13 protein-coding genes are annotated in these 17,821 nt (G+C 69.8%); 8 read left to right on the top strand and 5 right to left on the bottom strand.

Going from position 1 to position 17,821, the window contains the following annotated elements:
- Positions 1–8 precede the first annotated feature (8 nt).
- The 3 genes from ftsR to ACX80I_RS16765 all read left to right on the top strand — a co-directional run bounded on the left by ftsR (position 9) and on the right by ACX80I_RS16765 (position 2,104).
- Positions 9–758 carry a transcriptional regulator FtsR gene (gene ftsR, locus ACX80I_RS16775; RefSeq protein ID WP_459346242.1) on the top strand — a complete coding sequence of 250 codons (750 nt, stop codon included), beginning with the start codon at positions 9–11 and terminating at the stop codon, positions 756–758.
- A 10-nt stretch (positions 759–768) separates the two neighbouring features.
- Positions 769–1,272 carry a bifunctional nuclease family protein gene (locus tag ACX80I_RS16770; protein ID WP_459346241.1) on the top strand — a complete coding sequence of 168 codons (504 nt, stop codon included), beginning with the start codon at positions 769–771 and terminating at the stop codon, positions 1,270–1,272.
- 244 nt (positions 1,273–1,516) lie between these two features.
- Positions 1,517–2,104, top strand: a complete 588-nt coding sequence (locus ACX80I_RS16765; RefSeq protein ID WP_459346240.1) for a MerR family transcriptional regulator — start codon at positions 1,517–1,519, stop codon at positions 2,102–2,104.
- Positions 2,105–2,179: 75 nt separating this feature from the next.
- Here ACX80I_RS16765 and ACX80I_RS16760 read toward each other — a convergent pair whose 3' ends face one another.
- Positions 2,180–3,007 carry a ParA family protein gene (locus tag ACX80I_RS16760; RefSeq protein WP_459346239.1) on the bottom strand — a complete coding sequence of 276 codons (828 nt, stop codon included), beginning with the start codon at positions 3,005–3,007 and terminating at the stop codon, positions 2,180–2,182.
- A 222-nt stretch (positions 3,008–3,229) separates the two neighbouring features.
- On the opposite strand from ACX80I_RS16760, the gene ACX80I_RS16755 reads away from it, so the two are divergent.
- Together ACX80I_RS16755 and ACX80I_RS16750 are read left to right on the top strand one after the other, a co-directional pair.
- Positions 3,230–6,721 (top strand): pyruvate carboxylase, encoded by a 3,492-nt coding sequence (locus ACX80I_RS16755; RefSeq protein ID WP_459346238.1) that lies wholly within the window; start codon positions 3,230–3,232, stop codon positions 6,719–6,721.
- 60 nt (positions 6,722–6,781) lie between these two features.
- Entirely contained in the window at positions 6,782–8,185 is a 1,404-nt protein-coding gene (locus tag ACX80I_RS16750) for a mycothione reductase (RefSeq protein ID WP_459346237.1), read from the top strand.
- A gap of 41 nt (positions 8,186–8,226) precedes the next feature.
- Here the strand turns inward: ACX80I_RS16750 and ACX80I_RS16745 are convergent, their stop codons facing one another.
- Complete coding sequence (locus ACX80I_RS16745; protein WP_459346236.1) at positions 8,227–10,035, bottom strand: AMP-dependent synthetase/ligase; 1,809 nt, start codon at positions 10,033–10,035, stop codon at positions 8,227–8,229.
- Between the two features lie 132 nt (positions 10,036–10,167).
- Between ACX80I_RS16745 and ACX80I_RS16740 the strand changes: the two genes are divergently transcribed.
- A complete protein-coding gene (locus ACX80I_RS16740) occupies positions 10,168–11,256 on the top strand; it encodes an ROK family glucokinase (protein ID WP_459346235.1) in 1,089 nt (362 codons plus the stop codon).
- A 30-nt stretch (positions 11,257–11,286) separates the two neighbouring features.
- Here the strand turns inward: ACX80I_RS16740 and ACX80I_RS16735 are convergent, their stop codons facing one another.
- Entirely contained in the window at positions 11,287–11,826 is a 540-nt protein-coding gene (locus ACX80I_RS16735) for a hypothetical protein (RefSeq protein ID WP_459346234.1), read from the bottom strand.
- Positions 11,827–12,107: 281 nt separating this feature from the next.
- Here ACX80I_RS16735 and ACX80I_RS16730 point away from each other — a divergent pair, with 281 nt between their 5' ends.
- Both ACX80I_RS16730 and ACX80I_RS16725 read left to right on the top strand, forming a co-directional pair.
- Positions 12,108–12,965 (top strand): lysophospholipid acyltransferase family protein, encoded by an 858-nt coding sequence (locus ACX80I_RS16730; RefSeq protein WP_459346233.1) that lies wholly within the window; start codon positions 12,108–12,110, stop codon positions 12,963–12,965.
- Between the two features lie 130 nt (positions 12,966–13,095).
- Entirely contained in the window at positions 13,096–14,445 is a 1,350-nt protein-coding gene (locus tag ACX80I_RS16725; protein WP_301228834.1) for a class II 3-deoxy-7-phosphoheptulonate synthase, read from the top strand.
- Positions 14,446–14,549: 104 nt separating this feature from the next.
- Here ACX80I_RS16725 and ACX80I_RS16720 read toward each other — a convergent pair whose 3' ends face one another.
- Both ACX80I_RS16720 and ACX80I_RS16715 read right to left on the bottom strand, forming a co-directional pair.
- Positions 14,550–16,886, bottom strand: a complete 2,337-nt coding sequence (locus ACX80I_RS16720) for a protein kinase domain-containing protein (RefSeq protein ID WP_459346232.1) — start codon at positions 16,884–16,886, stop codon at positions 14,550–14,552.
- A 145-nt stretch (positions 16,887–17,031) separates the two neighbouring features.
- The coding region (locus tag ACX80I_RS16715) for a lytic transglycosylase (protein WP_459346231.1) at positions 17,032–17,821 on the bottom strand (790 nt) is incomplete at its 5' end.

The raw sequence follows: 17,821 nt of genomic DNA, 5'->3' as shown, positions 1-17,821 counted from the left end.
TCCGGTTCATGCCTGTTTCCCGACCCGCCCGCCACCCGGCCGGCATCGCCTCCGGCTCCTCCGGCGCCGGTGTCCTCAACATCGGTGAGGTCCTGCGCGAGCTGGCCGAGGACTTCCCCCAGGTCACGGCCTCCAAGATCCGCTTCCTCGAGGAGAAGGGCCTGATCTCCCCACAGCGGACACGCGCCGGGTACCGGAAGTATGCAGGCCACGACGTCGAACGGCTGCGTTTTGTCCTGGCCCTGCAGCGCGACCAGTACCTTCCCCTGAAGGTCATCAAGGACTACGTCGACGCGATCGACCGCGGAGAGCGGCCCGAGTCACTGCCCGGCGGCATGACGCTCTCCCCGCGCGTCGTATCGGACCAGTTGTCCCGTGAACTCAGCGCGCACGGTCGTCGGCTCACCGCGGAGACGCTCGCCGCCGAGGCCGGTGCACCCCGCCGGCTCGTCGACGACCTCGTGAGCTTCGGCCTGATCACCGCCGTGGACAACCGCTTCGACGAGCACGCCCTGAAGATCACCAAGGCGTGCCTGCAACTCGAGAGCCACGGGATCGAACCCCGCCACCTGAGGCCCTTCCGCGCCGCAGCGGACCGGGAACTGGGCCTCGTCGAGCGCGTCGTCGCTCCTGTCGCGTCCCGCAAGGACGTCGCATCGAAGGCCCGTGCAGCCGAGACGGCGCGGGAGATCAGCGAGCTCTGCCTCGGTCTGCACAGTGCCCTCGTGCACAGCCATATAGCCCGAATGGACAGTTAGGCGGCTTCCCGTGATCGAAGTAGAAGTGGTGGGCGTGCGGATCGAACTGCCGTCGAACCAGCCCCTGGTCCTTCTGCGTGAGACGGCGGGGGAGCGGCACCTGCCGATCTGGATCGGAGCCCCGGAGGCCAGCGCCATCGCCTTCGTCCAGCAGGGCATCGTACCGCCGCGGCCCATGACCCACGACCTCCTGGTCGACGTGGTCGCAGCGGCAGGCAAGACGATCTCCGAGGTGCGCATCACATCCGTGGAGGACACCGTCTATCACGCGCAACTCGTCTTCAGCGACGGTGTGACCGTCAGTTCCCGGGCTTCCGACGCCCTCGCGATAGCACTGCGGGTACCCTGCCCCATCTACTGCGCGGACGAGGTCCTGGCCCTGGCCGGCGTCGAGATAGCGGATGCCGACACCGAGGAGACGGAGGACGGCGACACCGAGGAGACGGCAGAGAAGGAGGTCCTCCAGTTCCGGGAGTTCCTCGCCGACGTCGAACCCGAGGACTTCGAGCGCTGACGCGGCCCTCCCTCGACGGCACGGTGGCGGGCCGGTGACGCGCCCTCGACGCCGGCGGGACGGGCTGCCGGCGACACGGGCAATCTTGCGGCCCAGCGTCTTTGACCTTGACCCTCCCGGGATCTAACGTCGAAGGATACAGTTCCCATTGCGTGTGTGGGGGACTCGGGGCACACTTGAGTGCACATCCCGAGGTCCAGCCCAGCCGGCATTTTTCCCCGGGAACCCGACGAGGAGGCAACACGTGAGTCCGAAGGGTGACGCCGGCAAGGCAGCCAGCCCGGCAGGCACGGGTGTCCCGCCCAGCGCCCAGGGCTTACTCTTCACGGAAGACCTCCCCGTCCTCGACGAGGACGCCGGATACCGCGGCCCCACCGCCTGCAAGGCTGCAGGCATTACCTATCGCCAGCTCGACTACTGGGCCCGCACGGGCCTCGTCGAACCCGCCGTGCGCGGCGCGTCCGGTTCCGGCACACAGCGCCTCTACGGCTTCCGCGACATCCTCGTCCTTAAGGTGGTCAAGCGGCTGCTCGACACGGGAGTGTCGCTCCAGCAGATCCGTTCCGCAGTCGAGCACCTGCGGGAGCGCGGCGTCGAGGACCTCGCCCAGATCACCCTCATGAGCGACGGCGCCAGCGTGTACGAGTGCACGTCGGCGGACGAGGTCATCGACCTCGTGCAGGGCGGGCAGGGAGTCTTCGGTATCGCCGTCGGCCGTGTGTGGCGCGAGGTGGAGGGCAGCCTCGCAGCCCTTCCCAGCGAGCACGCTCCCGACCAGGAATTCCCCGGGGACGAACTCAGCAAGCGCCGCGTGACGCGCAAGATCGGCTAGCACCCGCAGGAGCGGGCCCCTCCGCATTCCCCCCGGCGCACTGCAACCTCCGGGCGGTCCATCGAGCTCGCGGGATCAGGCCCTCTTGGCGGTACGGCCCCGCATCCTGCCCGAATCCAGGACACTCCTCAGCAGCTCATCGAAGTAGCCCGCCGACTGCCGGGCGGAATCTCCGGGCCAGTGGTGCACGGAGTGGGCAGCGCCCTGGATCTGCTGCCAGTCGGCCTGCTCCGGGATCGTCGGGCTGAGCAGGAGGTCGCCGAACATCTGCCGCATCTCGCCGAGGCGGAACGCGTGCTCGTTAGAGGTCGGCCGCACCCGGTTGGCCACGATGCCCGCCGCGTGCAGATCGGGTGCGAACTCCCGGCGGAAGAGCTCGAGGGCCCGCATCGTCCGCTCGGTGCCCGCCACGGAGAACAGGGCGGGCTCTGCAACGAGGAGGACCTTGTTGCTCGCGGTCCAGCCGATGCGCGTGAGGCCGTTGAGCGAGGGCGGGCAGTCGATCAGGACAAGGCTGTAGCCCTTCACGCGGGACAGGAGCGTCGCCAGCCTGCGCTGGTCGCGCCGGCCGAGGTCCGGGCGGTCGTAGATGCCGGAGTAGGCGGAGCCCATGGCGACGTCGAGCGTGGACCGCCCGGACGCCCTGAGTCTCGCAGCGGTGGTCACCCAGCCGCTCGGAACGGTGTTGGCCGTCAGGTCCCCGCGCCGCGCGTCCTTCAGCAGGCGTCCGACGTCGATCTGGTCGGAGGGCCGGACCGCCAGCCCGGTGGTGGCATCCGCATGGGGATCGAGGTCGACGACGAGAGTGGGGACTCCTGCTGCCAGTGCGGCCGAGGCCAGCCCCAGGGTGACCGACGTCTTTCCCACGCCGCCTTTGAGGCTGCTGATGCTCACTACCTGCACGGAATAACCCTCTACCTGTCTCTGGCGGACGCCGAGGCTCGCGGATCGGCCCCCGACCTATTCTAGGGTGATCGGGATGAGCGCCCGGGACGCCCGTAGCCCGCGGATCCGCGGCTTCCGCGCGGTTGTGTAGCAGGATGACACGCACCGTGGACGCGCCGGGCGCGCCGGGTAGGATCGATCCAGCGTGCAGGACCCCACCGGCAAGGATGCAGGAGCGTTATGTTCTCGAAGATTCTGGTAGCTAATCGTGGCGAGATCGCCATCCGTGCTTTTCGGGCCGGGTATGAGGTGGGGGCGAAGACGGTCGCGGTGTTCCCGCAGGAGGACCGGAATTCGATCCACCGGCAGAAGGCGGATGAGGCGTACCTGATCGGGGAGGAAGGGCACCCGGTGCGGGCGTACCTGGATATCGAGGAGATCATCCGGGTCGCGAAGGACGCGGGCTGTGATGCGATCTACCCGGGGTACGGGTTCCTGTCGGAGAACCCGGGCCTTGCCCGGGCGGCTGCCGATGCGGGGATCACGTTCGTGGGCCCGCCGGCCGATGTGCTCGAACTCGCCGGGAACAAGGTCAAGGCTCTGGACGCCGCCCGGGCGGCGGGCATCCCGGTGCTGGCGTCCTCGCGTCCGAGCGCCGATGTGGCGGAGCTGATCGCCGCGGCGGACGAGATCGGGTTCCCGGTGTTCGCCAAGGCCGTCGCCGGCGGTGGCGGCCGGGGGATGCGCCGGGTCGATACGCGGGAGGCGTTGCCGGAGGCACTGGAGGCGGCGATGCGGGAGGCGCAGTCGGCGTTCGGGGATCCGACGATGTTCCTGGAGCAGGCGGTCCTGCGGCCCCGGCATATCGAGGTGCAGATTTTAGCGGACGCGCACGGGAATGTGATGCACCTGTTCGAGCGGGACTGTTCGCTGCAGCGCCGGCATCAGAAGGTCATCGAGATCGCCCCGGCGCCGAACCTGGACGAGGGGATCCGGCAGGCGCTGCACCGGGACGCGGTGAAGTTCGCCACCGCCCTGGGCTATGTGAACGCCGGGACGGTGGAGTTCCTGGTCGACACGGTCGGCGAACGCGCCGGTCAGCACGTGTTCATCGAGATGAACCCGCGGATCCAGGTCGAGCACACCGTCACGGAGGAAGTCACCGACGTGGACCTGGTCCAGTCGCAGCTACGGATCGCGGCCGGGGAGTCCCTGGCGGACCTGGGCCTGTCCCAGGACACGGTGACGCTGCGCGGTGCGGCCCTGCAGTCGCGGATCACGACGGAGGACCCGGCGAACGGTTTCCGCCCCGACGTGGGCAGGATCTCGGCGTACCGGTCGGCCGGTGGTGCCGGGGTGCGCCTGGATGGTGGCACGGTGTATGCGGGGGCGGAGATCAGCCCGCACTTCGATTCCATGCTCGTGAAGCTCACCTGTAGGGGCCGGGACTACCCGGCCGCCGTGACCCGCGCCCGGCGCGCGTTGGCGGAGTTCCGGGTCCGCGGCGTGTCGACGAACATCAGCTTCCTGCAGGCGGTCCTGGATGACCCGGACTTCATCGCGGGGAACGTCGCGACGTCGTTCATCGATGAGCGCCCCGAGCTGCTGACCGCCCGGATCCCCGCGGACCGGGGCACGAAGCTGCTGACCTGGCTCGCGGACGTGACCGTAAACCAGCCCAACGGGGTCCGGCCGGCGCACCGGGACCCCCGGGAGAAACTCCCAGCCCTCCCTGAAGCCGACACCACGACGACCGACACCACGACGACCGACAGTGCCTCCGGCGCTGCGGGCGCTGGTTCTGGTTCTGCTGACAGTGCCGCTGCTGCCTCACCTGTGGTGGGGAGCCGGCAACGCCTCCTGGAACTCGGGCCGGAGGGTTTCGCGCGGGCGTTGCGGGAGCAGACGGCGGTGGCGGTGACGGATACGACGTTCCGGGATGCGCATCAGTCGCTGCTGGCGACCAGGGTGCGGACCCGGGACCTGACCGCGGCCGGGGCGAGCGTGTCGGCGCTGACCCCGGGACTGCTGTCGGTGGAGGCCTGGGGCGGGGCGACCTACGATGTTGCCCTGCGCTTTTTGGGGGAGGATCCGTGGGAGCGTCTGGACGCGCTGCGCCGGGAGATTCCGGACATCTGTCTGCAGATGCTGCTGCGCGGCCGGAACACCGTCGGTTACACCCCGTACCCGGAAGCGGTCACGACCGCGTTCGTGCAGGAGGCCGCCGCGTCGGGGATCGATATCTTCCGGATCTTCGACGCCCTGAACGACGTGTCCCAGATGGAGCCGGCCATCCGTGCGGTGCGGGCGACCGGGACCGCGGTCGCCGAGGTGGCCCTGTGCTACACGGCGGACATGCTCGACCCGGCCGAGACGCTCTACACGCTGGAGTATTACCTGGAGCTGGCGCAGCGGATCGTGGACGCGGGTGCGCACATCCTGGCGATCAAGGACATGGCCGGGCTCCTCCGCCCCGCCGCCGCCGCGCGACTCGTGGCCGCCCTGCGGGAGCGTTTCGACCTGCCCGTGCACCTGCACACCCACGACACCGCCGGCGGTCAGCTCGCCACCCTGCTGGCGGCCGTGGACGCGGGCGTGGACGCCGTCGACGTCGCCAGTGCGCCCCTGGCCGGGACCACCAGCCAGCCCTCGGCGTCCGCGCTGGTCGCGGCCCTGGCCCACACACCCCGCGACACCGGGCTCGATCTTGGGAACGTGTGCGCGCTGGAGCCGTACTGGGAGGCCGTGCGGCGGATGTACTCCCCGTTCGAGTCCGGGCTGCCCGGCCCCACGGGCAGGGTGTACCGGCACGAGATCCCGGGCGGTCAGCTCTCGAACCTGAAACAGCAGGCCATCGCCCTCGGGCTCGGGGAACGCTTCGAGGCCATCGAGGACATGTACACGGCCGCGGACCGGATCCTCGGCCGGCTGGTGAAGGTCACCCCGTCCTCAAAGGTCGTGGGCGATCTGGCCCTGGCCCTCGTCGGCTCCAACGCCGACCCGGCCGAGTTCCAGGAGAACCCGCAGGCCTTCGACATCCCGGACTCGGTCATCGGGTTCCTCAACGGGGAGCTCGGCAACCCGCCCGGCGGCTGGCCCGAACCCTTCCGGACCAAAGCCCTGAAGGGCCGCGAGGTCAAACCCCGCGACGCCGAGATCACCGCCGAGGACGAGAAGAGACTCGCCGGCACGCCGAAGGAGCGCCGCACTGCGTTGAACACCCTGCTGTTCGCCGGACCCACGAAGGACTTCACCGCCACCCGGGACACCTACGGGGATGTGTCCCTCCTCGGGACCGCGGACTACCTCTACGGCCTCCAGGCCGGCACCGAGCACGTCATCGAACTCGAGAAGGGCGTCCGGCTCATCGCGACCCTCGAAGCCGTCTCGGACCCGGATGAGAAGGGCATGCGGACCGTCATGTGCACCCTCAACGGGCAGATGCGCCCGGTGACCGTCCGCGACCGCAGCATCACCAGCGCCGTGAAGACCGCCGAGAAAGCCGACCCCAGCGTCCCCGGCCACATCCCCGCACCCTTCGCCGGATCCGTCACCATCAGCCTCACCGAAGGAACACCCGTCACCGCCGGAGACACCGTGGCGACCATCGAAGCCATGAAGATGGAAGCCAACATCACCACCCCCATCACCGGCACCATCCACCGCACCACCTTCACCGGCGTCCAACCCGCCCAGGGCGGAGACCTCCTCCTCGTCATCACCCCCGCCTGACGGCCTGCCGCGCCCGCCCTTCCCACCGAGCAGGGGGCGGGCGCGGCTAGACTGCCTCGTGTGACCCACTACGACCTCGCGATCATCGGCTCCGGCTCAGGGAACACGCTCATCTCGCCTGCGTGGGATGACCGGAAGGTGGTCCTCGTCGAGGGCGGTACCTTCGGCGGTACGTGCCTCAACGTGGGGTGCATCCCGACGAAGATGTACGTCTACCCCGCCCAACTGGCCTCGGCGCCCGCGGAGGCGTCGCGGCTCGGGGTGGACCTCACCCTCGACGGCGTGCGCTGGAGGGAGATCAGGGACAGGATCTTCACCCGGATCGATGCCATCTCGAGCGGCGGAAGGGACTACCGAGCGGACGAGCTCGAGAACGTGACCCTGATCGAGGAGTACGTGCGGCTCACGGGGGAGAAGTCGTTCGAGACTCCCTCGGGCGATGTCATCACCGCGGACCAGCTGGTCATCGCGGCGGGTTCGCGGGCGGTCCTGCCCGAGATCCCCGGCATCACCCTGCCCCAGGTCCACACCTCGGACACCGTGATGCGCCTGGACGAACTACCCCGCCGTCTGCTGATCGTCGGCGGCGGATACGTCTCGGCGGAGTTCGCCCACGTGTTCGGCGCCTTCGGGACCGACGTCACCATCGCCGTCCGTTCCGGCGGCATGCTCCGGCATCTCGACACGACCGTGTCCGAGGCCTTCACGCGCCAGGCCGCCCACCAGTGGGACCTCCGGGTGGACACCGACGTCACCCAGATCGTCGCGAACGACGACGGCAGTGTGACGGCCCGGCTCAACGGGCCGGCCGGTCCGACGGAGATCGAGGTCGACGTCGTCCTCATGGCCGTCGGGCGCACGCCCAACACGGACAGGATCGGGGCTGCGGACGCCGGCCTGGACCTGCACGACGACGGCCGCCTGACCGTCGATGAGTACCAGCGTGTCCTCCGCCACGGGGAGCCCGTCGAGGGGCTGTGGGCGCTCGGCGACGTGAGCAGCGCCCACCAGCTGAAGCACGTGGCGAACCACGAGGCGAAGGTCGTCGCGCACAACCTGCTGCACCCCGACGCACTGCGCGCCAGCGACCACCGTTTCGTGCCCGCGGCGGTGTTCTCGCACCCGCAGGCAGCCTCCGTCGGCATGACGGAGGAGGAGGCCCTCGCCCATGCCGACGCATCGGGAACCCGGATCGTCACCGCCGTCCAGCACTACGGCTCGACGGCGTACGGGTGGGCGATGGAGGACACCCAGGGCTTCGTCAAGCTCATCGCCGAGCAGTCGACAGGGCGCATCCTCGGCGCGCACATCCTCGGCCACGAGGCCTCGATGATCATCCAGCCCGTCATCCAGGCCATGTCCTTCGGACTCGACGCGCACACCACGGCCCGGGGCCAGTACTGGATCCACCCGGCACTCACCGAGGTGGTCGAGAACGCGCTGCTGTCCCTTCGGACCGGCTGACTTCTCCGGCGCCTCGCCCCGGGGGCGGGGCACCGCGTCCCCTAAACCGTGGCCGTCGCGTAGATCGACTCGACGACGTCGGAGTAGTCCGCGAGGACCTGCGCGCGCTTGATCTTGAGGGACGGCGTCAGGTGGCCGGTCGCCTCCGTGAAGTCGGTCGGGACAATCCGGAACACCTTGATGGCTTCCGCGCGGGACACCGTCGTATTGGCGCTGTCCACGAGGTCCTGGATCTCGGCGAGGACCGCGGGATGCCCCGCGGCCTCGGCCGTCGTGGTCCCGGCCGGCAGGTGGTGCCGCTCGAGCCAGCCGGGCAGCGCCTCCTCGTCGAGCGTGATGAGCGCCGAGATGAAGGGGCGCTGGTCGCCGAGCACGACGCACTGGGAGACCAGGGCGTTCGACCGGATGGCGTCCTCCAGCATCGCCGGGACGACGTTCTTCCCGCTGGCCGTCACGATGATCTCCTTCTTGCGTCCCGTGATGCGGAGGAATCCCTCGTCGTCCAGCTCGCCGATGTCACCGGTCCGGAACCACCCGTCGACGAAGGTCTCGTCGGTGAGGTCGGGCCGGTTGAAGTAGCCCTTCATGACGCAGACACCCTTCGTGAGGATCTCGCCGTCGTCGGCGATCCTCACGGCATTGCCGGGGAGCGGAGCACCCACCGTGCCGATCCTGACGCGCTGCGGGGTGTTCACCGTGATGGGGGCGGTCGTCTCCGTCAGGCCGTAGCCCTCCAGCACCAGAAGGCCGATGCCGTGGAAGAAATGGCCGAGCCGGTCTCCCAGGGGTGCGCCGCCCGACACGGCGTACTGCACACGCCCGCCCATGGCGGTCCGGATCTTGCCATAGAGCAGCCGGTCGAAGACGGCGTGCTTCACCCGAAGGCCCAGCGGGATCCTGCCGGCCTGCTCGGCCTTCGACCAGGCGATGGCGACGTCTGCCCCCGCATGGAAGATCTTGCCCTTGCCGCCGTCCTCGGCCTTCAGCATCGAGTTGTTGTACACCTTCTCGAAGACGCGCGGCACGGCCAGGATGAACGTCGGCTGGTAGCTCTGGAGGTCCGGGAGCAGGTTCTTGACGTCGGGGGTGTGGGCGACAGTGGCGCCGGCCGCGACGCACAGCACGGAGATGAACCGGGCGAAGACGTGTGCCAGGGGCAGGAACATGATCGTCTGAGCGCCCTCGGCCAGCACTTCGGGAAGCGCGGCAGCGGCGTTCTCGGAGAGCTCCACGAAGTTGCCGTGCGTCAGCTCGCAGCCCTTGGGTTTCCCGGTGGTGCCGGAGGTGTAGATGATCGTCGCGACGTCGTCGAGCCCGGCGTAGGCGCGGCGGTCGGAGAGGGTCTGTTCGTCGGTCCCGGCCCCAGCGGTCCGCAGCGTGTCGAGCCCGTCGCCGTCGAACTGCCAGACGTGCTGCAGGGATCCGATGGTCCCCAGCGCGACCGCCTGGCGGACCACGTCCTCATGGCGGGCCGATTCGACGAAGGCGCCGACGGCCCCGGAATCACCGAGGATCCACGCGACCTGCGCGGGGGAGGAGGTCTCGTAGACCGGGACCGAGACCGCGCCGGCGAACCAGATGGCGAAGTCGGCCAGCGACCACTCGTACCGCGTGCGGGCCATGATCGCCACGCGGTCACCCGGCTGCACGCCCGACGCGATCAGGCCCTTCGCGACGTCCTCGACCTGCCGGCGGAACTCCGTGGCCGAGATGTCCTGCCACTCGCCCGATGCGCCCTTGACGGCGAACAGGGCCGGATCGGAGGGCTTCGCCGCCTGCCGGACCACCAGGTCCGTCGTATTGGTCCCGCGGGGGACGTCCACGAGGACGGGAACGCTGATGTCGCGCACGATAACTCCTTTGGTATCACCTTGACCGGTTCCTTCAGCCTATCGGGTTACCCGCTCGATTTACTGTCCAGTACTGTACGAATCGGTAACGGCGGCGCGTCGACGCGCAGCACACGACGAGGAAGGGACCGCATGCCGATCATGCCCGAGGCGGCCGGCCCCCATGCCCGTCGGCTGCGAACGGAATACGGTCTCGCGTGGCGCGGCAACGGCCCGCTGACCGCGCGGGCCGCCCGCAGCACTTTCCCCAATCCCGCACGGCGCGGACTCTCCGTCGGCATCGACATCGGCGGGACGAAGGTCGCAGCGGGCGTGGTCGACGTCCACGGGCAGATCCTCGCCGAAGCGCGCCGTGCGACCCCGGGCCAGGACCCGCGCGCGGTCGAAGCCGTGATCACCGACCTCGTCCGGGAGCTGTCGGCGGACTACAGGGTCCGTTCGATCGGCATCGGAGCGGCCGGGTGGATGGACCTGTCCAACAGCACGGTCCTGTTCAGCCCGCACCTCGCGTGGCGCAACGAGCCGCTGCGGAGGAACCTCGAGAAACTGCTCCGGCGGCGCGTGACCGTGGTGAACGACGCCGACGCCGCCGCCTGGGCCGAGTGGCGGTTCGGCGCGGGCCGGGGGGAGTCCCGCCTCGTCTGCGTCACCCTCGGCACCGGCATCGGGGGCGCGATGATCCTGGGCGGGCGCGTGGAGCGCGGCCGGCACGGCGTCGCGGGGGAGTTCGGACACCAGATCATCGTGCCCCAGGGCCACCGCTGCGAGTGCGGCAACCGCGGATGCTGGGAGCAGTACGCCTCGGGCAACGCGCTGGGACGCGAGGCACGGGAACTCGCCGCAGCGAACTCCCCGGTGGCCCAGGCGATCATCGCGGCGGCCCAAGGCGACGGCGCGGCCATCACCGGTGCGCTCGTGACCCGCCTCGCGATGGAGGGCGACCCCGCCTCGCGCGAGCTGGTCGACGACGTCGGGCAGTGGCTGGGTCTGGGGCTGGCCAACCTGGCCGCCGCCCTGGATCCGGGGACGTTCGTCATCGGAGGCGGACTGAGCGCGGCCGGCGACCTGCTGCTCGAGCCTGCTCGGCGAGCCTTCGGAAGGAACCTGACGGGCCGCGGTTTCCGCCCGGCCGCACGCATCGAACGCGCGGCCCTGGGACCCGAGGCCGGGCTCATCGGAGCGGCGGACCTGTCCCGCCTGCTCTCCCGCAGCGGAACCTGACCGGTCGCCGTCCCACCGGGGAGGGCAGCGCTAGACTTCTGCGCCGTCGTCCCCGATGTCGCGGTTGTTCGGCAGCTTCGTCACGAGGTAGCCGGCACCGGCGAGGAAGACGGCCAGGACTCCGAGCGTCGCCGCCAGCGGCGCGTTCCGCCAGAACATGGCGAACAGGAGGAGCAGGATGGGCCCGCCCGCCGCGCCGATCCAGGCGAGGACCGTCAGGGGATCGCCCGAGCCGAGGGGCGGGGGCTCCTCCGGTATGAAGCCCTCGTCGTCCTCCGGCTCGATCGGCGCGGAGTCCCGCGGACCGCCGGGGCGAAAGGGCTGGTTGCGGAAGATCGCATCGGCGCGCTCGCGGTCGGTCGGTCCGTCGGCACCCGAGGCACCGGATTCACCGCGCGCGTCGGTCCGTTCCCGGCCGGCGCCCCCGTCCGGATTCGTCCGTCCGACGGCGGAGGAACCGGACGCGTTCGGCGCGGGGGGATCCGCGGAGGTTCCTTCCAGGCGGGCCACGAGGTCCTGCCAGACTGCGTCATCCGTGGATTCGTTCGGTTCCTGACCTCGGGGGCCCATACGTTGCTACCTGCCGTCGCGTGCTGCGGCCCGGGTCCGGAGGGTATCCGGCCGGCGTCCTGGAAATCAGAGGGCGTGCTGATTCAATCGTGGACATCCGGCGCCCCTACGTCAACAGGACGCTCCCCACCCGGTCCTGGCGCCCGGACTGCCGACCCGTGGGGACGGTATCCGGAAGATCGCCGCCGCCGAAAGGCCCCAGCGCCCTTAGAGTAGGCTTCCACAGGGAAAAGCGGGCGGCATGCCGGATGCCGCACCGTCCATGCAGGGAGGCTGGCAGCGTGTTCTATTGGGTGATGAAGCGGATCATCGTCGGTCCGATCCTCAACCTCCTCTTCCGGCCGTGGGTGAAGGGTCTCGACAACATCCCCTCGTCGGGACCGGCGGTGATCGTCAGCAACCACCTCTCCTTCTCCGATTCGATCTTCCTGCCGATCGTGGTCCCGAGGCCTGTCGTCTTCCTCGCGAAATCCGAGTACTTCACGGGCAAGGGGGTCAAGGGCAGGCTGACCGCCCTCTTCTTCCGGTTGTCGAACCAGTTGCCGATGGACCGCTCCGGCGGCGCGGCGTCGTCGTCCTCGCTGACGGCGGGCATGGACATCCTGAACGAGGGCGGCATCCTCGGCATCTACCCGGAGGGGACCCGCAGCCCCGACGGCCGCCTGTACCGCGGCAAGACGGGGGTCGCGAAGCTGGTGCTGGCCACGGGCGTGCCGGTGATCCCCGTGGCGATGATCGGGACGGACAAGGTGCAGCCCATCGGCCGCCGTATCCCCAACATCCGCCGCGTCGGCATCATCATCGGCGAGCCCCTCGACTTCACCCGGTACGAGGGACTGGAGGACGACCGTTTCGTCCAGCGTTCCGTCACCGACGAGATCATGTACGAACTGATGCGCCTGTCCGGGCAGGAGTACGTCGACGCCTACGCGAGCACGGTGAAGGAGCGACTGGCGGCGGAGAAGGCAGCAGGCCGCAAGACGCCGAAGCCCGGAGCCGACAGCCGCAGGGCCGCCGTGCGCATCTCCAGCGACCCCGCCGGTCCGGCGCCGGGTACCGTCACGGAGATCGGCCGCGCCACTCCGGCGGACAAGGTGACGCCGGCGAACGACAGGGACGCAGGAACCGAAGCGGTGTGACGCTCCGCGGGACCTCCCGTCCGCCTGTATGACATCGCGCGAAGCGGCGATGACAGGCCGAATCGGGGGCCAGGCCCGCAGCCAGTAGAATTTCCGTGTGACCGATTCACTAGCTCCCGTCCTTCCGCGCATCGCGGCTCCTGCCTCGTCCCCCACCGCCGGCCTCGATGCCTGGCGTTCGATGACGGCGGTCCAGCAGCCCTCGTGGCAGGACCCGGATGTCTATACGGCGTCGGTCAAGGAACTCTCGAGCCTCCCGCCGCTGGTCTTCGCCGGTGAAGTGGACGTGCTGCGTGAGCGGCTCGCGGCCGCGGCGCAGGGGAAGGCATTCCTTCTGCAGGGCGGCGACTGCGCTGAGACCTTCGACGGGGCGACCGCCGACAAGATCAGCGCGCGCGTCCGCACCATCCTCCAGATGGCCGTCGTCCTCACCTACGGCGCCTCGCTGCCCGTCATCAAGATGGGGCGCATGGCCGGCCAGTTCGCCAAACCGCGTTCGTCGAACGACGAGACGCGCGACGGCGTCACGCTTCCCGCCTACCGCGGTGACATGGTCAACGGCTACGACTTCACGCCCGAGACCCGCGGGCACGACGCGTCGCGCATGGTGAAGGCGTACCACACCTCCGCATCGACCCTGAACCTGATCCGTGCGTTCACGCAGGGCGGGTTCGCGGACCTGCGGCTGGTCCACCACTGGAACAAGGGCTTCATGGCCAACCCCGCGCACTCCCGCTACGAATCGCTGGCGCGGGAGATCGACCGTGCGGTGAAGTTCATGGACGCGTGCGGAGCGGACTTCGAGGCACTGAAGCGCGTGGAGTTCTTCGCCAGCCACGAGGCCCTGCTCCTCGACTACGAACGCGCGCTGACCCGCATCGACTCGCGCACATCCCTGCCCTACGACACCTCCGCCCACTTCCTGTGGATCGGGGAGCGGACACGGGACATCGACGGCGCGCACGTGGACTTCCTGTCACGCGTGCGGAACCCGATCGGTGTCAAGCTCGGGCCGTCGACGTCCGGTGATGATGCGCTCGCCCTGATCGACAAGCTCGATCCGAACCGTGAGCCCGGCCGGCTCACGTTCATCACGCGCATGGGTGCCCAGAACATCCGGGAGAAGCTGCCCAAGCTCGTCGAGCGCGTGACCGGCTCGGGCGCCCAGGTCCTCTGGGTCACCGACCCGATGCACGGCAACACCGTGACCTCGCCCAACGGGTACAAGACACGCAACTTCGATGACGTCATCGACGAGGTGCGCGGCTTCTTCGAAGTGCACAACTCGCTGGGGACCTTCCCCGGCGGCCTGCACGTGGAGATGACGGGCGACGACGTCGCCGAGTGCCTGGGTGGGTCCGACCCGATCGACCAGGACGCGTTCATCGAGCGTTACGAGTCGGTCTGCGATCCCCGCCTCAACCACATGCAGTCGCTCGAGATGGCGTTCCTCGTCGCCGGAGCGCTGTCCAAGCGCTGACCCACCCGTTCCCGTTCGCGCAGTGCACCGAAGGCGGCTACCCCTGGTAGCCGCCTTCGCTGTCCCGAATGGCTTCGGTATCCCTGATTGCGGAGCAGCCCCGGTCAGGTGACGGTGATGCGGATCGTCGTCCCTTCGGGCTGGTCGCCCGTGGGACTCTGTCCGGCCACGAGGCCGAGTACGGCGCTGCCGAAGGTGTAGTCCACCTGCACGGTGAAGCCGGCAGCCTCGAGGGCCGCGACAGCCCGGTCCTCGGGAAGCGAGAAGACGGTGGGGACCCGCACCATGCGTGGCCCCTTGGACAGCGTGAGCGTGACGCGCGTTCCCCGCTGCACCTCGCCCGAGGGATTCTGGCCGAGGACGGCGCCGGCGGGCACGGTCCGGCTGTACTCGGCGGCGTCGTTCACGACCGCCTCCAGCCCCGCCTGCTCCACCGCCGCGACGGCATCCTGCTCGGGGAGGCCCGTGACGTCCGGGACGGCGACCCGCTCGGGACCGAGCGAGACGACCAGGTCCACGGCGGAGCCGCGGCGCCGCTCGGCGCCCTGCTCGGGTACCTGCCGGACGATGATCCCTGCGGCCACCGACTCGTTGTACTGCTCCTCGATCGTTCCCACCGCGAAGCCGGCCGCTCCCAGTTCGGCAGCCGCCGTGAGCTGCGTCAGGCCGAGCAGATCGGGAACCCGGAACAGTTCGGGCCCCTTCGACACCATCACTCGGACCCGCTCGAACCGTCGGACGTCGGAGGATGCTGCGGGGTCGGTGCCGATCACCAGGCCCGGCAGCACGTTCTCGTCGAAGACCTCCTCGGTGGACTGGAATGCGATCCCTTCCTCGTCCAGTGCGGCCCGCGCCTTAGCGAGCGGGACGTCAGCGACGTCCGGCAGTGAGACGACGCCCCCCGGTCCGGTCCCGAAGAACCAGCCGGCCGCGGCGGCGATGCCCGCGAGCAGCACCAGGAAGACCACGAGCAGCCGCACCGAGCGCCGGGCGGTCCGGCCGTGCAGGGTGTTCTGCGGTCGTTGGGCCTGCCGTGCCTGCTGCCTCCTGGACGGCGGGCGGACGGAGCTCCCCGTTCTGCCGCCCGCGGGACGGGCGCCGGCGGACGCTGCGGACGACCCATGGTGGTGCTGCTCGTCGCCGGGACCGTCCTTGCCGGGACGGGGCTTGCCGAACTCGTCCTCGTCGAAGCCGTCCTCGCCGAACTCGTTCTCGCCGAAGCCCTCCTCGTCGGAGACGCCGAGGCGATCGCCCCGCGCGGCCCTGTGCGGGAAATCGCCGACCGGCCCGGCCGGGCCGGGTGAAGCGGGAGGCGAGGACGGCAGCGGCGGCACTGCCGGCACCGCGCCGATCACCCTCGTGACGTTGGAGTCCCGGCGGAGAACACGTGTGGCGTTGTCGTGGGCTGCGAGCGGCAGCACGTCCGCCGATCCCGGCGTGGAGGCAGCGTCCTCGCCGTCGAGGTGACCCCTGGAGAGCGCCTCTGTCCACCCGTCGTCGGGCAGCCGCGGAACCACCGCCGCCGTGAGCTGGTCCTGGTGGAGCGCAGGGGAGGGGGCGGCTGCGGGCGCGAAGTCGAGTTCCTCGTCGGTCAGGGTCTGCCGGATGTGCCGCAGTTCGCCGAGCAGGGCCGAGCCGTCCACCGGACGGTCCTCCGGGTCCCGCGAGGTACACCACTGGACGAGCTCGTCGATGTCGGGCGCCAGCCCGGGAAGCAGCACGGACGGGGCCGGTATCACCGACTGCGCGTGCTGTATCGCCACCTGGATGGGCGTCTCGCCCGCGAAGGGCTGGTGGCCCGTCAGGAGTTCGAAGAGCAGGACGCCCGTCGAGTAGATGTCGCTCTGGGCTTCCGCGGGCCTGCCGAGCACCAGCTCGGGGGAGAGGTAGGCCACCGTGCCGACGAGCGTCGCGGTTCCTGTGGTCGCCGACACCGCGCGTGCGAGGCCGAAGTCGGCGATCTTTACCTGCCCGGCATCGGACAGGAGGACGTTCTCCGGTTTGACGTCGCGGTGGATCAGGCCGGCCTCGTGTGCCGCCGCGAGCCCTTCGACGACGGCATCGAGCAGGTCCAGCGCACGGCGGGGTGGAAGGCGGCCGTGCTCGCGCAGCACATCCCGCAGCGTCCTGCCGGGGACGTACTCCATCACGAGGTACGCGACCGTCTGACCGCCGATGGTGTCGACGCCCTGGTCGAGCACTCCCACGACACGGGGATGGGACAGGCGCGCGGCGGATTTCGCCTCCTGCTCGAAGCGGTCGACGAAGCCCGGCTCGTCCGCGAGGTGCGGATACAGGACCTTGAGCGCGACGCGGCGGTCCAGCCGGCGGTCCGTCGCCAGGTAGACGGTGGACATGCCCCCACGGGCCAGCCGCGACTGGACGACATATCGACCGTCGACGGTCGCCCCCTCGAGCGGGTCCTTCCGTTGCTGGTGCACCCTCCGATACTAAGCGCGCACGGCAGAAGGGGGCGGGACCACCACGCGATCCCGCCCCCGTACCCTGCTCGTATTCACCTGATACCCGGGGCGTCCGGAACAGGCCCGCGCCTGCCGGACTCCCCGGGCCGAGGAGTGGCCGGTCCTACCGGAAGTTCTTCTGGTGGGCCTTGATGGACGCGACGTACTGCTTGGTGTCCTCGTACATCCCCCGGGTCTGGACCGAGTACTGGCCCTGGTAGTACGAGGCGATGGCGATGTCCAGGGACGGACTGGTGCGCACCAGCGAGCGGATGATCGCGATGCCCGCTGTCGCGTTGTCGTACGGATCCAGGAGGTTCAGCCTGCGGCCGACGAGGTCGCTCGCCCACTCCCCGGAGGAGGGAATGACCTGCATGGTGCCGATGGCATTCGCGGGAGAGACGGCCCGTTGGTTGAACCCCGACTCCTGGTAGGCGAAGGCGAGCGCGAGGCTGGGATCGACGCCCATGGAACGGGCGGTGTCAGCGACGATCTGCTGCATCTGCGCGGGCGACGGCGCGGGGAGTGAGTTGAGCAGTGCCTTGTTGGCGTTCGCGTCGGCAACGACCCTGTCCGGGTAGGTGTAGCCGAGGAAGGTCGAGGGGACGAGGTCGGAGGGAGCGGGTGCGGGAGCCGGTGTGGCCTTGCCGGGGAGGGCGAGCTTCTGCCCCGGGTAGATGACCGTGGTCGTCGTCATCCTGTTGGCAGCGAGCAGCGCCGAGAGGCTGACGCCGTTGCGGGCTGCGATGGCACCCAGCGTGTCACCGGCCTTCACCGTGTAGGTGCCGGGTGCGGGTGCGGGTGCCGGCTGGGTGGCCTTCGGCGGCGTCGACTGGGTGGCGCCGGTGAGCTTCAGCTTCTGCCCGGGGTAGATGGTCGAGCTGAGCGAGAGGTTGTTGGCCGTGAGGAGGCTC

The organism is Arthrobacter rhamnosi (assembly GCF_054510855.1).
Note: the sequence above shows the minus strand (reverse complement) of the source record. Positions and strands in the feature narration are given on the sequence as shown.